Source organism: Nocardioides sp. BE266 (assembly GCF_031457855.1).
In the GTDB taxonomy this organism is placed as follows: Bacteria; Actinomycetota; Actinomycetes; order Propionibacteriales; family Nocardioidaceae; genus Nocardioides.
In genome coordinates, this window is sequence record NZ_JAURTI010000005.1 from 54,452 (window position 1) to 74,169 (window position 19,718).

The window sequence follows — 19,718 nt, forward strand, 5'->3', positions numbered from 1 at the left end:
CGATGTCAGCGGCCAGAGCTACGGTCAATTACATGTATCTGGAGAGCAAGCGGTTCACTGGGGCCGGTGTCGAGGTAGTACCCGGCGCCCGCGACAGGCACCATTCCAACCTCGAGAAGGTTGCCTTCACGTTTTGGGCAGTCTGCGACTCGATTGACCCCGAGAGCTGGCATGGCGAAGTCATGTTTGGATCCAAAGTTCTAATAAAGACGGAGACTGCGGAGAACGAAGCGATGGCCGGGCGGCTCGCGGAGCGTGCCCTGGAGGCCAGAGTCGTCGTGGTGTTCGGAGATCCAGGCAGCTGATCACGCTGGCGTGTGAAGAGAAGGCGGCCAGGCTGGGACGCGTGAGGCCGTGGAGCCAAAGCACCAGTCAGGACGGTCGCCGTGGCCGTGGCGGCTCACTCACTCTCGATGGTCCAGAGCCCGTCTTCCATGCCGTCTTCGAAGTTGAGGGCGTGCATGGACATCGTGTTGGACTCTCCGGGCACCAAACAGACGGTCGCCCCGGCGGGCAGTACTGCGTTCGGGTCGACGCGGCATGAGTGAAAACGCTGCTGGAGCATCTTGTGCAGCGCGACGTCCACCCCCGCGAGCGGCATGGTGATCTCTCGCAGAAGCCGTCCTTCGAAGTCGCCTGCGGGCCAATCGATGCCGTTTGCCTGCATGACCTGTGTCGCCCAGATGCCTTCGGGCGCGTCACCGTCGAGTGCACGGACTGTGAACTGGAGCCGGACCAAGTCATCCGGACTCACGGTGCTGAGGTCGGGCAGGCGGACGACATCGAAAGTGTGCGCCTGGAGCCTCACGTAGAGGTCGGCGAACTCCCAGAACTTCGCAGTGCTCGGGTCGAGGCAGACCCGGCCAAACGGGCCCACGAGCGGGCGCCCAGCGACGGCACGGATCAAGAGCCAGCCACCTTCGGCGAGCGCATTGGCGAACTTCACCACGGGGACAAGGGATGCGACCGGGACGTCCGCCGGTCTGTTGAAGGTGACACCTAGCGTGATCTCCCGGGCTTCGCCCGGATGCTTGAGTTCGACGTCTACGGCGCCCGCGATATCCGAGGTGGCCATCCAGAACCCGTTTCCCGCCGGACTCAGGTTTCCCCGCGCCTGTTCGAGTTTCAGCGCGGCGACCTCCACCTCGTCGTCGTCGAGCAGGACTAGTTCCATCGGCGGGAGATGGTCGTGCTCCTCGACGTAGAGGGAGAGCAGCGACTGTCCGCCCAAAGTGGCTCCAGGTGGTCCAACGGACTTGACGACCTCGGCGCGGACGTTAGCGAAGGGCTTGCCGGTGGCCGCGAAGTCGCGCAGTGCCGCCTCTTCGCCGCTGCCAGGCGCGGCATGGAGCCGGACCTTGTGTCGGATTGGTCGGAAGTGGGCGGACAGGTCGCTCATCGGGACGATGCGTAGCCGGACGGCGCGCCCGTCCGGGCCAGTACCGAAGCGGACCATCGCTGCCCCTTCGCCGTGCTCCGCGAGTTTCGAGTGATCGGGGATGGCGTCGATCGCTGAGATCTCGTAGCGGTAGAAGGGATCGATCTCCTCCATCGCCTTGGCCAGGTCGTTCATGCGTTCCATCGCGGCCTCGAGCAGCTGCTCGGGACCGGAGCCGCTCAGCGTGATGCTCGACTTCAACGCGAGGGCCATGAGGCTTGTCAGCCTCTCGGCACCGTCGCCGAAGTAGTAGTCGACCAGCTGCGGGCAGTCGGCAGCCAATCCATCCAGCGACACCCGACCCATCCAGTCCAGCGTGGCGGGAAGGCCGTCGGGCGACCTGTCGAAGCCCTCGAGCCAGCCGAGACGTTCGCGGGTGGGATCCCACGGCGTGGCCAAGGTCCACCGCTCAACCTCGAGGCCAGTTCTGGCGATCTCGGCGAGCAGCGCGCCGTAGCTCTTCTCGATGCTCGTCTCCTGTCGAGACGTCAGCGGGCCGCTGTACCGCTTGACCTGCACGACCCACCACCTGCCGTTCGCCAGCGGAAGCTTGACGTCCATCCCGCCGTCCCCCCGCGATGGCGTGACCCGGCATCCGGCGCCGTGGCGCATCACGAGCGCAGCCGCAACGAACTCCTCGATCCGGTCGCCGCTCTCCCGCTCCCAGTTGATGGTGACCATGGAGACATTCTCGTCGGGTACCGAGCGCCGTTGGCAATGCCCCGACCGTTGAGTGTCAGCTTGTGCGCCGACCAATGCTTCTGGTCAGGCTGGTTCGAGCATGGCGGAATCGACCCAGAGTTCCGTAAGGCACCAGGTCCCGCTCTCGTCGAGCGTGATGGTGCAGATGAAGCCGTCGAAGTGCGGCGGCGTCCCAGGTTGGCTGGTTCGGCGCCACTTGAGGAAGAGCGCCGGGAGGCGCCCGTAGTCGGGGCTCAGATAGAAGCAGTGGCGGATGAGCGGCGCCGGTGAGGTTGGCGAGGGAGGCAGGGCAGGCGGCGCCGCCCAGGACTTGGGTGGCGAAGCGGTGTGTCGGCTGTTGAACCCGGCCGTGGAGTGCGCTGCGGCGGGTGCATCTGACGGGGCTTCCTGTTCGGCCTTGCGGGCTCGAGTGTTGGCAACTCGTTCGGCGAGTGTCTCGCGTGGGAACGCGTCGTCGTCGCGCCTGCCCATTCCGCCGGCCACACCCACCACCTCTAGATCGAACAATTGTTCGAGAGTCTAGGGAGGCTCTCGCGCGCAGAAGTCCAGGTAGGCCAGCGGGTCGTGGGTGCCGTGTGAGCACTGGACCCCGGCACGCTCCCGACGCAGCCGAGCCTGTCCTGCCTCCGGCGTCGGTCGTGCCCCTCTGGTCCCGCGCCGTCTTATTCACGGATGCCGAGATCAACGCTCCGGATCGAGCCGCAGCGCTCATCCGCGTGCCGCGACCGGTGCATGATGTCGGCGTGAGCGACTCGGAGACGTGGGTTTCGTGGGAGGAGGCCGCACGACTGACCGGGTTGCCCGTGCCGACCGTCGAGCACGCGGTCAGGGTCGGCCGCATCAACCGCCGGACCACCCACGGTTCGCGGCCGACTCTGGATCGAACCTCGGTCCTGGATTGGGCGACCTGGTACCGCACCGTGAGGGCGGGCAAAGCCGAGCGTCGCGCGACACGTGTGCGAGCGAAGGGCACGCGCACCTCGAGCCGGCCACGTACGGCGGCCAGCTGGCAGCGCATCGACGCCACCGAGCTTGCGAGCGGTGACTGGTTGACCGTTGCCGAGGCGGCGGGCGCGCTGGGGTGCTCGGAGAGCTCGGTGCTGCGGTGGGCACGCGCGGGCCGCCTCGACGCCAGGTTGGCGCGCAGGTCTGCGGGCGAGCGACCGGCCGTCGTGTGCTCCAGCACGTCGGTCGAGAAGGTGAAGTCGGAACGGGCCGCGGAGGCCGACGCCTGGGTCAACTGGGAGGAGGCTGCGCGCATCGTTGGGTGCAGTCCGTTCCCGATACCTGCCCTCATCGCAGAGGGTCTGCTCGTGCAGCGGCCCGGGCCGCACTGGAAGCCCTCCATCAGCCGAGCGTCGGCCATCGCCGCAGCTCCGCTGTGGGCTAAGCGGCAGAGACGCTCCGGCAAAGCACCCCGGTAGAACCACCGCAACCCCGTTCCCGAACTAGCCGGTCACGCCGACGTGGTCGGTGAGCGCTCGGCAGGTAGTCGGCGGCCTCGACCTCGACCTCGCGGGGCGCGCGTGACGTGCCACCGCCGCAAAGTCCTCGCCGAGTCACCGGTAATGGCCGTTCGCGGCCCACATCCCGGTCAGTCGACGACGGTCGAGATGCGCATCCGCCAGCGGGCGACACCCTCCACGATCCACGCCCAGCCCGCCGAGGAGCCGCGCGGCACCGTGGACCGCCGTCACCACGAAGAGACGGCGCGAATTTCGGGGGGACGGCTTCTGACCTGCGCAAACGGCAGCCGCGTGGTGGCATCCCCACCCGTCCCCACCCCGTCCCCACCCCCGTCCCCATCCCGTCCCCAAGACCGGAGCAGGCGGTGGCTGTGCTCTCGGGGGACGGGTGCGGGGACCTCGGTCGACCAACTTCTGCGGCATTGGTAACGCGAGCCGGAGGGAAGTCGTCGTGATGAGTGCTGTCGAGGAGCTGCTGGGTCTGGAGGACGGGGGCGAGCTGCTGGAGGTCGCTCGCACGCGCTGGGAGGACTGGTGCGCACGCGACGAACGCCTGCTGGCCGTTGGTGGGTTCGACCAGCTCCGGCCGTGGCTTCGTCACGCCGACTACGACGATGTCGATGACGTCCTGCTCGCGCTGGCCGAGCTGGGCGCGCTCGATGGCGGCAACGACAGCGTGGCTGCGAGCGTGCTGGCCAAGTGCCTGCTCCCGGGCGCGTGTCAGTTGGCGGCGCGGCTGCAGCGCCAGCAGCGAAGCCAGCGGTTCCGCGACCATCAGCCGGTCGGCGCCCTGCGGTCGGCCGGCGCAATCGACGAGCTGGTCGCCTCGCAGCTGTGGATCGAGGTGCGCACGGTTCGGTGGCGACGCATCCGTCGGGTGGCCGCCAACATCCTGCTCGACACCCGCGCCGCCGTACTGCTCGAGCTCGGCGACCACTTCCAGCTCGAGCGACGCGACCGCTCCTGGGCCCGCACCATGGTGAGTGGTGAGCAGGCCACGTTCGAGGCGGTCGTCGAGACCGCGAGCAGGATCGCCGGCCACAGCGCTCCTGGGGAGTCCGAGCCGGAGGACCGGGCGCGGTTGGAGGTGACCGAGCTCCTGGACTGGGCCGGCACCGCGGAGGTGATCACCCCGTCCGAGGGCACTCTCCTGACGGCCGTGCTCCAGACAGCGGCGGAGGTCGAGACGCGCAACGTGCGCCGCGGTTGCGGTGGCCTGTTGAGCAACGAGGTCTCGCGCCGCGTCGCGGCACAGATGGGTGTCTCAGAGAGCACCGTGCGACGTCGCACCTCACGCACCGTCCAGGCGCTGGCAAAGGCCGCTCCAAGGTTCACCGAGGCGCTGAGCGATGCCTGCTGAACGCCAGCCCGGCGCTAGTCGACGTAGGGGAGCGGAGGTGATCCGCATGCCCGACAGGATCCACGCGCCGCGCGTGATCGCGGCACGACGGTCGAGCCAACTGATGCTGCCGATTCTCGACGAGGCACCCAGACCCCGCACTCCCGACAGTTCCCACAGCTCGGGCTGCTCCGGCACAACGACCGGCACGTGCGATCCCGGTCGGGTGACGGAACTGCTCGCGACCGCATCTCGTGAGGAGCAGATCATCCACGAGATCACGACGTGTCTCCAGGAGTTGATCGACGCGCAGGCCGCCAAGCGCGAGCTGTCCGGGTTGACGGCTGCGGAGATCCGCGAGGCGGTCGAGAGCCGCCACGCCGCCGTCGGCGACCTCGCGGCTGGACTCACAACTGAGCCCACCGATGCCTCGGCCGGGCTGTCGGCCGGTCTGTCGGGTGGTCCTCCGGCTGGTGTCGCGGCTGGTGCCCTGGTTGGTCTCGCGACGGTTCGAGGGGTCAGCGCATGATCCCCGGCGCCCGCCCCGACCCGGACTCTTCCGCCGACACCGAACTGACAAGCGGACTGCACGGCGACATGTCCGTTGCGGATGCGCCGACGCCGCGGCCGGTCGACGTCGACGAGCTGAAGCGCGCCTGGCGGTCCATCGCGGCGGGCGACTTCCAACACCTGTCTCAACGTCGCGCCCACCTCACCCAGGACGTCGCCGACGGGTACGGACCAGGGCTGGGCCGGGAACGAGCCGCGGGGGAACGGGTCGTCGCCGTGGTGGGGTGCGTGGGGTCCGCCGGCGCCACGACCTTCGCCTTGGCCGCCGCGTTGGCCAGCCCAGGTCCGACACGCGTCGTCGAGTGCTGCTCCTCGACCACATCCGGGCTGGCCGCGGCCGCGACTGCTGAGCTGGGCGTCGACGCTCACGGCTGGCGCCAGGGCCGCCGCGACCACGTCCTCCTGCAACGCAGCAACACTCCGCTCCTCACCGTCGATCACGTCCTGCCACCCCCACCCGCAGCCCCGGACACCCTCACGATCCTCGACGTGGGATGGGAGGCGACCCAACTCGCGGCCACCCGCGGGTGGATCTCGGACGCGGTCGCAAACGCCGACGTTCTGGTCTTCGTGACGCCCGCGACCACCGCGGGAATGCGGCGGATGGCCGGCGCGATCAACCTGCTGACCGATCCCACTCTTCTCGCACGCAGTCTCGGTGAACGTCGCAGCGAACGTCTCGACGGACGCACCGGATACACGCAGCCCACGACGCAAGTCGTGCTGGGGGTGCGCGGTCCCTCGCAGCGCCGCTGGGATCGAAGCCTCCAACATGAGGCCGGCCCCGACGCTGCGAGGCTCTTCGCCCACGGTGCCCTGGTCGAGATTCCCCACTGCCGCGACGTCGCTGTGCGAGGCCTCGACTCCCGCCCTGTTCCGTCGCCGCTGACCTCGGCCGCCCGTGACGTCCTGCACCGCCTCGACCCACCCGACCAGCCTCTCGGTCAGCATCTTGAACAGCGTCTCGAGCAGATCCCGGAGGACATCCCGGAGCAGCGCTCTGAGCTGCGTGCCGAGCAGCGGCTCGGGCAGCGGCTCGGGCAGGGGCTCGGGCAGGGGCTCGGGCAGGGGCTCGGGCAGGGGCTCGGGCAGGGGCTCGGGCAGGGGCTCGGGCAGCGGCCCGAGCACGTGAGCTTCGGATCCGTCCGTCAATCGCAGCCGTCCTCGCGAGGCCGCTGAGGGCCGCCAATCCCGCCAATCCCAGCTGCCCCGCCCGATCCCGCACGCCCCGGTGTGCACCTCGACCATCGAGAAAGGAGGTCCCGTCATGGACCTCACCACCCTCACCCACGCCATGTACGTCGCTGTCGGCGCCCCGATCGCCGGTTCCGCCTCGCCCTCCGGTCTGGGTTCCGCAGTCGAGCACCTCCCCGGACGGGTGTCGGTCACCGTGCTCGCGGTCTGCCCCAAGGCACCACCGGGAGCCCAGGTACCCACCGACACCATCACCGGCTACGTGCTCTGGGGAGTCGGCATCCTCTTCGTGGTCGGGATCATCATCGCGATCGGCGCCATCATCGCGGGACGCGTCTTCGCCATGCCCCACGCCTCCAAGGTCGGCGTCATCTCGGTGGTCGTGGTCTTCCTGGCCGCCATCGGCTACCTCGTGCTCCCGAGCATGCTCAGCGGCCTCCTTGGCAACGGATGCATCTGATGCCTCGCACCGCCCCACCGGACTTGAGGGTTGGCCTCGTCGAGCACGGCGTGTGGAGTCGACGACGGCTCATCGCGATCCTCGCCGCCGCCGCGCTCGCGGCGACCTTGCTGGTGACAGCATTCGGCTACGGCGTCTATCGCGCGGTCACGCCTACCCCGGATTCGGCAGACATCCACTCGACCTCTCCGGCGGACGGCTGGCGTCTCGACCAGGGGTCGCTGGATGTGACGGGCCCCGAGCGACGTGATGCCATCGCCGGCGCCCCGATGCTCGACGCCCCGCCCTCAGCAGTCCGCCCTCCCACCGACGCCAGCGGGCCCGGTGGGCTCAGTGGAATCGGTGAGAACACGGGGCCCGGCGAGACGGTCCCCAGCACGACGAGCACGCCCCCGATCGAAATCCCTGCCGGCGATGCACCGGGTCCAGCCTTCGTGGCAAGCGGGTTCCCCCGCACGCCGCAGGGCGCGATCGGACAGCTCGCCCAGATCGATGTCGCGGTCCTGCAAGCCATGGACCTGCGCACCGCCCGCGAGGTCCACGCCGCATGGGCACTCCCGGGGGGCACCACCTCGGAGGAGTGGTGGATCACCGCCAGCGTGCGCGCGTTCCTCGACGCCGCGTCGATGGGAACGGCGAAGGACCCCGCCGCGTGGGTGCAGGTCGAGCCGGCGGCCGCACTGGTCAAGGGAACCGACGGACCCGACTGGACGACCGTGTGCGTGCTCCTCCACGTGAGCGCCACCTACCGCAGCACCGGCGAGGTTGCCCTCGGCCACTGCGAACGCATGCAGTGGGTGGACAAGCCAGTGGGTGGAGGGGAAGGCGGATGGGCAGGTGGTCGCTGGATGATCGCTCCGGGCACCCCGCCCGCACTTGCGCCATCGACCTGGCCGGGCAGCCCTCTCGCGACGGAGGCCGGGTGGGAGCGCTGGGAGACCGTCCGCAGCCCCTCAGCCACGCCGCCCGCCCTCTCGTCCAACACACCCCAACGACGCCCCGGCGGCCCGACGTCCCCAGCCGCCTGGGACGCAGATCCCGCCGTCACGATCGAACTGCCTGACATCAGCCAGCGCGGCATCGACTGGCCCGACCTGAACCCGTTGGACGACCTGGGCTCTGTCATCGCCAAGGCCGCCGCCGACGCGTGGACGTCGGCCATGATGGCGGTCTGGGCCTCGGGGCTCTTCGTGCTCCGCGTGGTGCTCACCTTCGCCGAAGCCTTCCTAACCCCCGACCTGAGTACCGACGGTCCGGGACGCGACGTCTATGCATTCACGCTCTGGATGGCCGGTGGTCTTGCCACGATCTTGGCGCTCGTTCAGCTGGGTCGGGCCGCGTTCACCCGCGAGGGCAAGCGACTGGCCCGCGCGGCGATCGGCGCGGGCCAGTTCGTCCTCGCCTACGCCTGCTGGCTCGGCTACTGCTCGATCCTCGTCGCTGCCTGCGGCACGTTGTCGCGAGCGCTGATGGGGAGCTTGTTGGGCATCGAGACCTGGCCGGAGTTCGACCCGTTGGGTGGGTTCGACGCGGAGGACATCACCGACTCCGGAACGGCCACCGTGCTGGCGTTCCTCGGGGTGTTCTTGTGGCTCGCGGCGATCGGTCACATCCTCGTCTACCTCGCTCGAGCCGCATCTCTGCTGGTCCTGGCCGCCACCGGTCCGGTGGCCGCGGCCGGTCTGGTGGCCGACAGCACCAGGTCGTGGTTCTGGAAGAGCCTGCGCTGGTTCCACGCCGCTGCACTGACGCCGGTGCTGATGGTGCTGGTCCTCGGGATCGGCGTGCAGTTCGCCAATGGTGTCGCCGCATCGATGGCAGAAGGCGCCCAGCAGGCCGTCGCGACAGCACTTCCTGCGGTGATGCTGATCCTGGTCAGCACCATCGCTCCGATGGCGCTGTTCAAGCTGTTGGCTTTCGTCGATCCCGGCACCCCGTCGGGAGCCTCCTTCCGCCAGGGCATGGCCGCCGCCGGCGGCGTCCAGGGCCTGCTCACGGGTAATGCCTCGTCGGGAGCTGGTGGGGCGAGTGGCGCTTCCGCCGTTGACGGCACCGGCCGGTCCTCGGGCGAACAAGGCGCCGAAGACGCCACCGGGGAGCGTTTCGCCAAGGCCACCCAAGGCGCCGCAGGCTTGCTCGGCCCCGTTGGCCAGGCAGCCGCTGCCGGTATCGGGGTCGTCACCAAGGCCGGAGCGCTCGCCGCCTCCCTCATGTCGGACCAGACCAACCAAGCCGGCGCCGGGCAAGGCACCTACGGACCCGACTTCAGCTCACTCGGCGCCCGCTCAGGGAGGAACGCTCACCAGTCGACCCCCGGCCCCGCCGCCCACATGTCTCACGACAGCGGCGACGGCAGCGATGGGGACGGGTATGGCGACTGGGCTGACGGCGGCGGGTCGGGCCCCTCGGGATCTGGTGCTGCCTTGCCGGTGCCACCGACCCCGTCGTTGCCCGGAGGGGTGCCGGGCGCCGGGGCGAGACCGGTGCCGGCGCCGCCGTCCGCTGGGCCCGGCTCTGCAGCGGGCGGTGCTGCCGCGGGTTCCGGTGCGGCCGGTTCCGCGGCCGTCGTCCCGATTCCGCCGGTCGCCTAGCAAGGAGACATCTCGTGAGTACGTCCTACAGCTCCTACACCCGTGATCGGATCGGGTGGTTCTTCGGACTATCGGGACTCCAGCTGGGGTTCCTGGCCGTCGCCGTCCTTCCAGTGTTCTGGTCGATCAGCCGCGGCGCCTGGTCGTCGGGGATGCTTCTCGCGCTCGTGTGGGCGGGTGCAGCGCTGGTGACGGCCGTGCCGGTGCGTGGCAGGTCCGCGATCGGCTGGATCGCCGCGTCGACCAGATTCGCCGCAGGTGGTCTGGCGGGCTGGACGACCTTCCAGTCTGCGGCAGCACGTGGACGTGCAGCCGACCTCGCCAGTCCGGACCTGCCGGGTGTGCTGCAGGCCATCGACGTCCACGAGGGACCGCCCCACGGGGCGGACATGACGCGGGTCGCGATCATCCAGAACCACGCGACCCGCACGTGGGCGGTGACCGCGGCGGTGGTCCATCCCGGGGTGGGGATGATGGACCCGCACACACGCCACGTGCAGGGCCAGGCGTTGTCGTCGCTGCTGGACGTGGCAGCGCGCACGGAGAAAATCGACGAGCTCCTGATCGTGGTGCGCACGGTCCCCGAGGACGGTGCCGAGCGGGATCTGTGGGTCGCGGGGCATCGCCGGCCAGGTGCGCCGGTCCTGGCCGAGCAGATCAATGCCGAACTCGCTCGCGGCCTGTCACTCGCGTCGGTACGGACCGAGATGTTCGTGACGCTGGTCGTGCCCGATTCCCGGATCGCGCGGTCGGCTCGTGAGTCAGGCGGTGGGCTCGAGGGTCGTTGCCGCGAGCTGCACCTGCTGATGGGCGAGGTGGGAGCCCACTTGACCGGGCCGCTGGGCATGACCTCGGTGCGGTGGCTGACGAGCCCCGAGCTCGCCGCCGCATGCCGCACGGGGTTCGCGCCAGGCGACCGGGCCGGGATCATCGAGGCACTGGCCGCACGCCCCACGCATCCGGGCGTCAACGCTGACGTGCCGTGGGCACTGGCCGGGCCGTCCGGTGCGGACGCGACGGTGCGGCACTACAGCCACGACGCGTGGAACTCCATCAGCTCGACCATCAAGCTCCCCAGCAGGGGAGCGGTGATGGGAGCGCTCGCGCCCGTCCTCACGCCGAGCGAACCGGGTGAACGCCGGTCCTTCCTGGTCGCCTACCCACTGGTGTCACCGACCAAGGCGGACCGGCAGTCCGGCAACGCCGAGTGGGCTGCCGACCTGGCCCAGGGCATGAACGAGAAGCTCGGACGCAAGACACGAGCCGCCCAACGCGACGCCCAAGACGCCACGCGAGCGTTCGACGCCAAGCTCGCCCGCGGCAGCGCCATGACCCGCCCGCACGCGGTCGTCACGGTCACCGTCGCGAAGACCGCCCGGATCACCGAGTACGGCCGCCGGCTCGACTCAGACGTGCGACGAGCCGGATTCGCGCCCCTGCGACTCGACCTCGCCCAGGACGTCGGATTCGCCGCATCCACCGTCCCGATGGGCATCAGCCTCACCCGCAGAGGAGGAGCGTAATGACCACACGACGACTCCGCCAACGTCGACGGAACGCGGGCGCGAGGGCGACCGGACGCACGACCCAGCAACCCAGCGGGCGGCGCGCAGTGCGCTCGATGCGCTCGGTGCGCTCCGGGAGCAGGGGAGTGTCCGCGCTGCTGGCCGACTTCGGCCACGACCTCCCCACCACTCCTTCACCCGCACCGCCGGTGAAGGAGCCCGCGTTGTGGCGCCACGCTCCACGGCGCGGTGCGCCTCGGCGCGGCAGGGGCTGGGCTGCCGCCGACGCACCGGCCTCGACGTGGCGGATGACCTCGGACCAAGCGCCCGTGCTGTGGCCGTTCATCTCCGCGCCGTCGCTCCCGCCGACGGGTGCGTTGATGGGGATCGACCAGCTCTCCGGTGGCTCGTTCTACTGCGACCCGTTCGGGTGGGTGCTGCGCGACGACGTCCCCGTCACGAACCCCAACATCTTCCAGTTCGCCAAACCCGGAACCGGGAAGTCCGGGACTACCAAGAGCTTCTGCAACCGGATGATGCCCTTCGGCTACCGGACCCTGATCCTGGGCGACCCCAAGGACGAGTACGAGGCCCTGTGCCGCGCCCACGGCGTGGAACCGTTCGTCGTCGGCCCCGGCATGGCCACACGGATCAACCCGCTCGCCATGGGACCCCTCGCCCAAGGATGGGACTCGCTGTCGGGGGAGGAGGCCCGACGGCGCGCGACCATCATCTTCGGCCGATGGCTCACCCTCGTGCGCGGGCTGGTGGGGAGCATGCGCATCGGGCAGGACCACGTGCCCTTCGGGCCCGACGAGAGCGACGTCGTCCGGATCGGGCTACAGATCCTCACCGGCTATGCCGCTGGCGACACCCACATCCGGGAGACCACCATCCCCGAGCTGTGGCAGCTGCTGCACAACCCCACACCCGACCTGCTGACCCGGTCGCGCTACGACACCGAACGGCAGTTCCTCGACGAGACCCGGCTGCTGCGCAACGCCCTCGGCCAGCTCGTCACCGGCACCCTCGCCGGCCTCTTCGACGCCCACACCAACATCGAGATCGACTGGCGGGCCCCCATCCAGTCCCTGAGCCTGTCGCGGCTCGACCCCCTCGGGGACGAGGCGATGGGCATCGCGCTGCTGTGCCTCAACTCCTGGGGACGCGGACTGCGGGAGATCGCCGAACCCGGGGACCTCCGCATCGTGGTCCGCGACGAGGTCTGGAAGCAGATGCGCCTCGGCGTGGCCGCCGTGATGAGCTTCGACGCCGACCTGCGCCTCTCACGCGGCATGGCCGGCAAGGGCGGCGACATCCAGTTCGCCAACCTCCACAAGCCCTCCGACCTGCTCTCGGTCGGCGACGCCGGATCCCAGGCCACCATGATCGCCAAGGACCTCCTCGAGCTCGCCGACATCAAGATCCTCGGCGGACAGAAACCCCGCGTCGCCGACGAGCTCGAGTCGATGCTCGGACTCGGACCCATCGCCCAATCCCTCATCAGCGGCTGGGCCATGCAAGGCAAGGGCCGCGCCCTGTGGAGCGTCGGCGACTCCGCCTACAAGGTGCAAACCGTCCTGCACCCCATCGAGCGCGACCTCTTCTACACCAACGACGCCATCGCAGCCGCCTCCTGACCACCGGCCACCACGTCAGTCCCGCCGCTGCCTGTGAAGGACCCTCAGCACCCCAGGGAGAAGCCGTGAAGCTCGCACTGACTCCTCGTCGGTGGACGCGACGGTGGACGCCATGACGAAGGCACTCGCCGCTGCCAGCGCCGCCCTCGTCCTGCTACTCGGCCTGCCACTCGGTGCAGCCGTCATCGTCTCCATGGGAGTCGGCGCAGGAGCCGCGTGCACCGGACATGCCATCACCACACCCACAGCACCCGTCACTACCGGGACGATGGTCGTTGACGGGCTACCGGCCGAGCCGCCGGTCGGCGCGCCCGTGACCGGCACCGTCACCGTCGCCCAGGCCAACATCCCCGACCGCGTCGGCGACGCGGGGTTCAACGCCTCCATGCCACGCGTGCTCTTCACCCACCCTGACTTCATCTCCCTCAACGAGATGGCCGGCCGCAGCCTCACCCAGATCGAAGCCGCCGCCCCCGGATACGCCGCCTACCGCGAACCCGACCCCGTCCCCGGCTCCAGCGCCCGGGAGTCGATCAGCAACGTCGTCGCCTGGCGCACCGACACCTGGACCCGCGTCGCCGGCGGCCGGGTCACCATCGTCAACGGCGACCACGGCTTCTACGACGGCCACCCCATCCTCTGGGACCGCTACGTCACCTGGACCATGCTCCAACGCGTCGACGGCGCCGTGGTGTCGATGCTGTCGGTCCACCACATGATCAACCCGCACAAGTACCCCCGCCAGTGGGGCACCCCGCCCCTGACCCGCGCCGAGCAGTATGGCCAGGGAATGGACACCCTGCTCGCCCTCACCACGACGCTCGCCGCCCACGGGCCCGTCCTCGTCGCGGGCGACATGAACACCCACGCCAGCTACACCGACCTGCCCTGGTCCGCCGCCGCGAAGATGACTGCCGCGGGCTACGCGTGGCACGACGTCGCCATCGACTTCATCTTCTACCCGCGCCACCTCGGCGTCACCCTCACCCAAGGCTGGTCCGGCCCCATGCAGTCCGACCACCCCTGGATCGCCGCCCGCCTCGCCATGAACGGCGCCGGACCCGTTTCGAGCTCCACCCCGACCTCGACCACACCGGGTTCCACGACGCCACCCGGAGCAGCCGTTGAAACCCAGCCCGAGGACTGCGGCCGCATCGGGACGGTCGTCATCAACGCGTGCGCCCAGCAGCCCGACCCCTACCAGCTCGGCCCGGTGCAGCCCCAGCTCGCACGGCTCGTGTCGATCCTGGCGCCCCGGTTCGACATCACCACCGTCGGCGGATACCGACCCTCCGCCCGCGACCCGGACGGTCACCCCGCCGGCCTCGCCGCCGACTTCACGGTGCCTCTCACCGCGGTAGGGGAGCAGCAAGGAACCGCGCTCGCCGAGTACGCCCGCGCCCACGCCACCGAGCTCGAGATCGACTACATCATCTGGCGCCAACACATCTGGTCCCGCGCGCGGGCGGACGAAGGCTGGCGGGCCATGAAGGACCGGGGGAGCCCGACGGAGAACCACCAAGATCACGTCCACATCAACGCACTCCCGACCACCGCCCAAGTCGACGATTTCGCTACCGCCGCCGAGAGCGCAGCAGCGGGATGCGGGCCCGTGGTCTACCCGGTCCCCGCGCCCTACATCGACGCCGACCGGCACAACTGGCACGACGCCGGCCCGGACTGGTCGTCCTGGCACACCGGAACCGACTTCTCGATGCCCTGCGGCACCCCCGTCTACGCCACGCACGCCGGCACGGTCGAGATCGACACCACCCAGACCTGGGCCGGACCCCAGCTGGTCAAGATCACTACCGGCCCCACCTCGCTGGCCACTTGGTATGCCCACCTGGAGACCGTCACGATCAGCCGCGGCCACACCGTCTCCGCCGGCGACCAGATCGGCACCACCGGAGACCTCGGCAACGCCCGAGGCTGCCACCTTCACTTCGAGGTCCACGAGCACAACGGCACCATCTACGCCTCCGACAACGTCGACCCCAGCCTCTGGCTTGCCGAACATGCCGACCCTGCAGCAACGGCAGACGGTCCGACCGGGCCCGTCGTCGATCGCAGCACGGAGCCGACCAGAGTGCTCGCCCGCGCAAGTGTCCACGCCGTAGGTCGAAAGCAACGTCGGGCGGAACGTCCGACGGCAATCGAAGAGGACGACCCGCATGCAGCGTGAACGTGTCAGAACGCCCTACCCGTGGACGTGGGAGATCCCGGCTGCCGTCACCTGCGTCGTCCTGACCGGCCTGGTGTCGGGGATCCAGGTCGGCCGGACGGTAGCCAACATCGTGTACGGAGCAGGACTGACCTGGCCTGCCGCCCAGCAGGTGGCGGATGGGGCCGCCGCATCACCCATCCCGACGCCATCGCCTATTGGTGCCGCGTTCTGGACCAGCCTGCCCGCCATCATCACCGGCGACGCCGCAGCCGGCCTGCCCCAACCGGTCCCGCCCGGACTCGCACCGCCGTGGCTCGTCTGGGTCAGCCTGGCACTCACGGAGCTGCTCATCCTTGGCACCACGACATGGGCGTGCGTCCAGTGCTACCTGCGGTGGGGTCCCGGCCGCATGCGAGGCATGGCCTCACGTGCCGAGGCCGAGCAGCTCCTCGGACTCCGACGGATCCGCCGCGTGGCGCCCCTGGTCCGACCCGACCTGTACGGACGTCCCGCCGCACGCCGGCGACCACCACGCACGTCGACGACGGTTCAAGTCGACCAGCCTGAACGGGCGCCGGTCGGGACGGAGGCCACAACTGGGAGGCAGGTGCACCCTCCGCCCAATGATCAGCGCGACGACCGTCTGACGTCGTGGCTCGCGCGTCGCGCTCGCGCGGAGTCGCGATGAAGCTCCGGGTTGCATCGCGCGAGGTCGGGTGGCGGATCGGTAAGGCTCACCAGCCGCGCGGCGGGGAACTGTGGGTTCCGTGGGACCGCACCGCCGGTGTGATCGGCCCTCAAGGCTCCGGGAAAACCCTCGACATCCTCACACCTGCCCTCCTTGCCGCGCCCGGCGCAGCGCTGGTGACCCTCACCAAGGTCGAGGACCTCCTGCTCAGCCTCACCGACCGCGCAGCCGGCGGCCGGCCGTGCGTGGTGATGGATCCCTTCGGACTCGCCGACGGCTTGTGGGACGACACGGTGCGCGAGCTCGTGTGGGATCCCGTCGCCGGCTGTGTCGATCCCCAAGTGGCCGAACGCCGCGCGAAGGCCTTCACCGCCGGCACCGTCAGCGGCGCCGTCAACGGCGGCACCGGCGACGACGCCGCACGCTTCTACGCCGCCGAGTCAGCCAAGGTCCTTCAGGGCTACCTCCACGCCGCCGCCTTGTCTGGGAAGACTCTCGACGACGTGCTCCGCTGGGTCGCCAACCCCCCGGTCGCCACAGAACCCACCGAGATCCTGCGCCGCCACCCCTACGCCGAACCCTTCTGGCACGGCCTCTTGCACGGTGCGCTGCGAGGCGACGACCGCACCGCCGGCAACACCGTCACCACCGTCCAGCAGGCCATGTCGCTGTTCTTCCAAGCCTCCACCCGCCGGCGCTGCGTCCCCGCCCCCACTCGACCCGCCACCGACCTGACGGACGTCATCCGACGGCGCGGAACGATCTACCTCCTTGGCCGAGAGGACCCGTACGCCTCAGCAAGCCCCCTCATGACCGCAGTCGCCGAGCACGTGCTCGACACTGCCCTCGCCCTCGCTCATCAGTCACCGTGGGGCGGTCGACTGTGCCCACCGATGCTCGCCTGCCTCGATGAGCTCCCGTCCACCGCACCCTTGCCGACGCTACGCACCCGTATGGCCAACGAACGCGCCCTCGGGCTCTCGTTCATCTACGCCGCCCAGACCCGCGCGCAGCTCACCTCCCTGTTCGGCGAGCACGAATCCCGCGCCTTGGTCGGACTGACCAACGTCCTCGTCGTCTTCGGCGGCTCCAAAGACGTCGCGTTCAACCAGGAGATCTCCGACCTCCTCGGCACCGTCCGCGTCGGACGCGTCACCCACAACTCCGGTGGGCACGGATCCGCCCGCAGCTTCTCCGGCGACGACATCGCCATCATGCGTCCCGAAGAAGTACGCCGCCTGCCCGAACGCAAGGCCCTCGTCATCGCCGAGAACGGCAAACCCATCGTCGCTGCACTCGACCGCTGCGTCGACGACAAGCAGGGCGCCACGCTCCTTGCTCGACAACGCGACCACAGGGCAAAGCTCACCCAGGACCGCGGGCCCCGCCGCACGCTCGACGCACGCACCCTCGATGCCCTCGCCGAAGCACGCCGCCTCGGACTCAACGACGACCCCGAGGTCTCCACCGATGCCGGCGACGCCACAAGCAGCGAATCGCCCGAGGCAGGACCCTCCAGCCTCCAGCCCACTCGCCACGGTGAGAGCGGCCACCACTCGTGAGCGTCCACCGAGAGCCTCTCCCACGAACACCGATCGTGCTCCCGTTCCCACAACCGGGTGTACTGGTGCGACTTGCCTACCGAGAGATCCACACCGCCGCCAACGGCACACCCGAGGAACAGAAGGCCCTCGGACCGCACGCACTCCTGCCTCGCCCGTGGGCGCCCGACACCTGCGTCCAACCCGACCTACGGCGAGAGCTGTGGCGATGGCTCGACCAAGTCGTGATCTGGCTGAACCACGAATACACCTGGGATACCGCCGCCCTCATCCCGCCCTGCTGGCCCGAACATCCACACCTCGTCCACGAGGTAGCCGTCATCGCCGACCAGCGCCGACGCGCCAGCCTCGCGAAGACCAGCGACGCCCTCGAGGAATGGCACCGCTACTGCCTCCCGGCATTCATCGACCGCCTGAGCAGCCGCCTGAGCGGCCACTGCACCGACACTCACTCGCCCTGGCCCGGACGTCCCAGCCACAACGAGCACACCGACACCGCGTGGACACAACGTCGCCACGACCTCTACGCAGCCGACACCGACCGCCCACGACCCGACCAATCCGCCGGCCCGACGCCATCAACTCCGCGGCTGGGCATGGTCGACCTCGAGACAGGCGAGATCATCGGCGACGCCCCGCCCGGCGCCTTCCCACGGACCCGCACCCTCAAGGGCCCCCACGAATGAGCCGCTTGGGTGCCGTCCGCACACCGTCACCGAGCCAGGCACCCGCGACAGCGACAGGCTGACCACGAGACCCATCAGCGCGTGCACGCGACACCGGCCCAGCTGATCGCCGGAGACCACGCGACGGACCTAGGGGAGTGGACACCGAACCCAGGTGCTAGCGACTCGAAGGGAACGCCATGTCCGCCACCACGTCAGATGAGAGCCCCACAAGAACCTTCGATGCATACGACGTCCAAGGAGGACGGCGACCCCGACCTCGCCGCCGAGACGGGCGCGCACGCCCGACGCGGAGAACATCGTCTGGGTGCACCAGGCCCACGCGGCACTGTTCCGGACTCCAACACGTCGTTGCGGCTCACGCCGGCGCCGCGACCCTGGCGTCCCTCGGTGCAGCCTTAGTCGTCGAGGTCGGGTGAGCGTCATGGATCCGGTCAAGCTCGTCGTCCGATCACCCGAGGAACTGCTCGCGGCAGTCCCTCACATGCTCGGCTTCCAACCCGAGGAGTCCGTTGTCCTCGTCCCGTTCGGGCAGGGTCTCCCGAGCCTGCGCGTCGACCTCCCCACCACCACTCAAGCAAGGGCCGACGTCTGGGAAGCCATCCATGAGGGCCTCCACCGTCACGTACACCCCGGCGCTCAAGTCGCCCTGATCTGCTTCACCTCCGACGACGCCAACGCCGAGCACGCGAGCCGCCACCTGGGCACCCACCTCGAGACCATCGGTGTGACGACTCAACTGCGCTTACTTGCGCACGCCGACACCTGGCGCGACCTCAACACAGGCCGAAACGGATCGCTCGCCACCTCCGCAACCGACCGCCTGGCGGCACAGATGGTGCTGGCCGGGGCCGCACAACCGGTCGGTAGTCGGCAAGCGCTCGCCGCCTCACTCGTCGGTGACAGAGATCCCGTGGCCAAGGTCCTTGCCGGCGTGCGCGCAGCAGCATCGGCGAACACGGTGCCGGCCGAGCGCAGCTGGGCGCATGCACGACTGCAGCAGTTCCATGACGACGGCAACCGCCTGTCCGACACCGACAGCGCCCGCATGCTCGTCGCCGTCGAAGACATCAACACCCGAGACGCGCTCTGGTCCGACATGACCCGACAGAACGCACCGTCACACGTTGCACTGTGGAGCGACCTGACCCGCCGCGCACCAGACTCGGTCCGCACGGCACCGTCGACCCTGCTCGCGTTCAGCAGTTGGCTCCGCGGAGACGGAGCCCGCGCCTGGTGCGCGCTCGACCAGATCCCCCCAGGACCGCCCTACTCCATGGCCGCCCTCGTCGCGTCTGTACTGGAACACGGCCTTCATCCCCGAGAATGGGAACGCCTCAACACCCAGATGCGCGACGCTGCCACTGACATCGATGAAACAGTCGCCCATCCACGGCCCCGCCGACACGAACGAGAAGGCCCTCGATCAGTGCCCACGTCGTACACCCGCGGTCACACTCGCTGAGTCCCGGGCAGCCTTGGTCCTGGGAATGAGGCGACCCCGGCTCGCGGCGCTAAGACGCGCTCACCGCGGCAGATCCGGATGTTGCGCGAGGCGGCCGCGACGGCTTAGAACTTTCGACATTCCAGCTCCTCGCCGACGGAAGGCACGCGGACGCCACTCGCTTCGAGGCGCGCGGCCTAAGGGCGAGCTCATCGAGGCGGTAGACAGCGCGCGCTCGGCGGACCATCACCGCAACGCACAGCTCT

At 69.6% G+C, this 19,718-nt stretch carries 16 protein-coding genes; 13 read left to right on the top strand and 3 right to left on the bottom strand.

The features are described from left to right. Window positions 1-32 precede the first annotated feature (32 nt). The gene (locus tag J2X46_RS15745) at window positions 33-305 is read left to right on the top strand and encodes a hypothetical protein (RefSeq protein WP_310252180.1); all 273 of its coding nucleotides are present in this window, start codon (window positions 33-35) and stop codon (window positions 303-305) included. Between the two features lie 95 nt (window positions 306-400). On the opposite strand, the gene J2X46_RS15750 is transcribed toward J2X46_RS15745, so the two are convergent. Both J2X46_RS15750 and J2X46_RS15755 read right to left on the bottom strand, forming a co-directional pair. After that, the gene (locus J2X46_RS15750) at window positions 401-2,119 is read right to left on the bottom strand and encodes a restriction endonuclease (protein WP_310252182.1); all 1,719 of its coding nucleotides are present in this window, start codon (window positions 2,117-2,119) and stop codon (window positions 401-403) included. An 84-nt stretch (window positions 2,120-2,203) separates the two neighbouring features. Further along, entirely contained in the window at window positions 2,204-2,647 is a 444-nt protein-coding gene (locus tag J2X46_RS15755) for a hypothetical protein (RefSeq protein WP_310252184.1), read from the bottom strand. Window positions 2,648-2,883: 236 nt separating this feature from the next. Here J2X46_RS15755 and J2X46_RS15760 point away from each other — a divergent pair, with 236 nt between their 5' ends. From J2X46_RS15760 to J2X46_RS15800, 9 genes are all read left to right on the top strand, one after another. Continuing rightward, window positions 2,884-3,564, top strand: a complete 681-nt coding sequence (locus J2X46_RS15760; RefSeq protein WP_310252186.1) for a helix-turn-helix domain-containing protein — start codon at window positions 2,884-2,886, stop codon at window positions 3,562-3,564. Window positions 3,565-4,060: 496 nt separating this feature from the next. Then, complete coding sequence (locus J2X46_RS15765; protein ID WP_310252188.1) at window positions 4,061-4,966, top strand: hypothetical protein; 906 nt, start codon at window positions 4,061-4,063, stop codon at window positions 4,964-4,966. 46 nt (window positions 4,967-5,012) lie between these two features. After that, window positions 5,013-5,474, top strand: a complete 462-nt coding sequence (locus J2X46_RS15770; RefSeq protein ID WP_310252190.1) for a hypothetical protein — start codon at window positions 5,013-5,015, stop codon at window positions 5,472-5,474. Continuing rightward, window positions 5,471-6,694, top strand: coding sequence for a hypothetical protein (locus J2X46_RS15775; RefSeq protein WP_310252192.1), 1,224 nt, complete (start codon window positions 5,471-5,473; stop codon window positions 6,692-6,694). The genes J2X46_RS15770 and J2X46_RS15775 overlap by 4 nt, the downstream gene beginning before the upstream one ends. 88 nt (window positions 6,695-6,782) lie before the next feature. Continuing rightward, window positions 6,783-7,169: a hypothetical protein gene (locus J2X46_RS15780; RefSeq protein ID WP_310252194.1), complete on the top strand. Its 387-nt coding sequence runs from the start codon at window positions 6,783-6,785 to the stop codon at window positions 7,167-7,169. Continuing rightward, window positions 7,169-9,760: a type IV secretion system protein gene (locus J2X46_RS15785; protein WP_310252196.1), complete on the top strand. Its 2,592-nt coding sequence runs from the start codon at window positions 7,169-7,171 to the stop codon at window positions 9,758-9,760. Before J2X46_RS15780 ends, J2X46_RS15785 begins: the two co-directional genes overlap by 1 nt. A gap of 14 nt (window positions 9,761-9,774) precedes the next feature. Continuing rightward, window positions 9,775-11,283 (top strand): SCO6880 family protein, encoded by a 1,509-nt coding sequence (locus tag J2X46_RS15790; RefSeq protein WP_310252198.1) that lies wholly within the window; start codon window positions 9,775-9,777, stop codon window positions 11,281-11,283. A gap of 290 nt (window positions 11,284-11,573) precedes the next feature. Next, complete coding sequence (locus J2X46_RS15795; protein WP_310252200.1) at window positions 11,574-12,905, top strand: ATP-binding protein; 1,332 nt, start codon at window positions 11,574-11,576, stop codon at window positions 12,903-12,905. Between the two features lie 112 nt (window positions 12,906-13,017). Next, window positions 13,018-15,090, top strand: coding sequence for a peptidoglycan DD-metalloendopeptidase family protein (locus J2X46_RS15800; protein WP_310252201.1), 2,073 nt, complete (start codon window positions 13,018-13,020; stop codon window positions 15,088-15,090). A 406-nt stretch (window positions 15,091-15,496) separates the two neighbouring features. On the opposite strand, the gene J2X46_RS15805 is transcribed toward J2X46_RS15800, so the two are convergent. After that, on the bottom strand, window positions 15,497-15,625 hold the full coding sequence (locus J2X46_RS15805) for a hypothetical protein (RefSeq protein ID WP_310252202.1): 129 nt from the start codon (window positions 15,623-15,625) through the stop codon (window positions 15,497-15,499). Window positions 15,626-15,936: 311 nt separating this feature from the next. On the opposite strand from J2X46_RS15805, the gene J2X46_RS15810 reads away from it, so the two are divergent. From J2X46_RS15810 to J2X46_RS15820, 3 genes are all read left to right on the top strand, one after another. Then, window positions 15,937-17,322 carry a TraM recognition domain-containing protein gene (locus tag J2X46_RS15810; RefSeq protein WP_310252203.1) on the top strand — a complete coding sequence of 462 codons (1,386 nt, stop codon included), beginning with the start codon at window positions 15,937-15,939 and terminating at the stop codon, window positions 17,320-17,322. Window positions 17,323-17,546: 224 nt separating this feature from the next. Beyond that, window positions 17,547-18,008 carry a hypothetical protein gene (locus tag J2X46_RS15815; RefSeq protein ID WP_310252205.1) on the top strand — a complete coding sequence of 154 codons (462 nt, stop codon included), beginning with the start codon at window positions 17,547-17,549 and terminating at the stop codon, window positions 18,006-18,008. 424 nt (window positions 18,009-18,432) lie between these two features. Then, window positions 18,433-19,473: a DUF4192 domain-containing protein gene (locus J2X46_RS15820; RefSeq protein WP_310252207.1), complete on the top strand. Its 1,041-nt coding sequence runs from the start codon at window positions 18,433-18,435 to the stop codon at window positions 19,471-19,473. The last annotated feature ends 245 nt before the right edge of the window (window positions 19,474-19,718 follow it).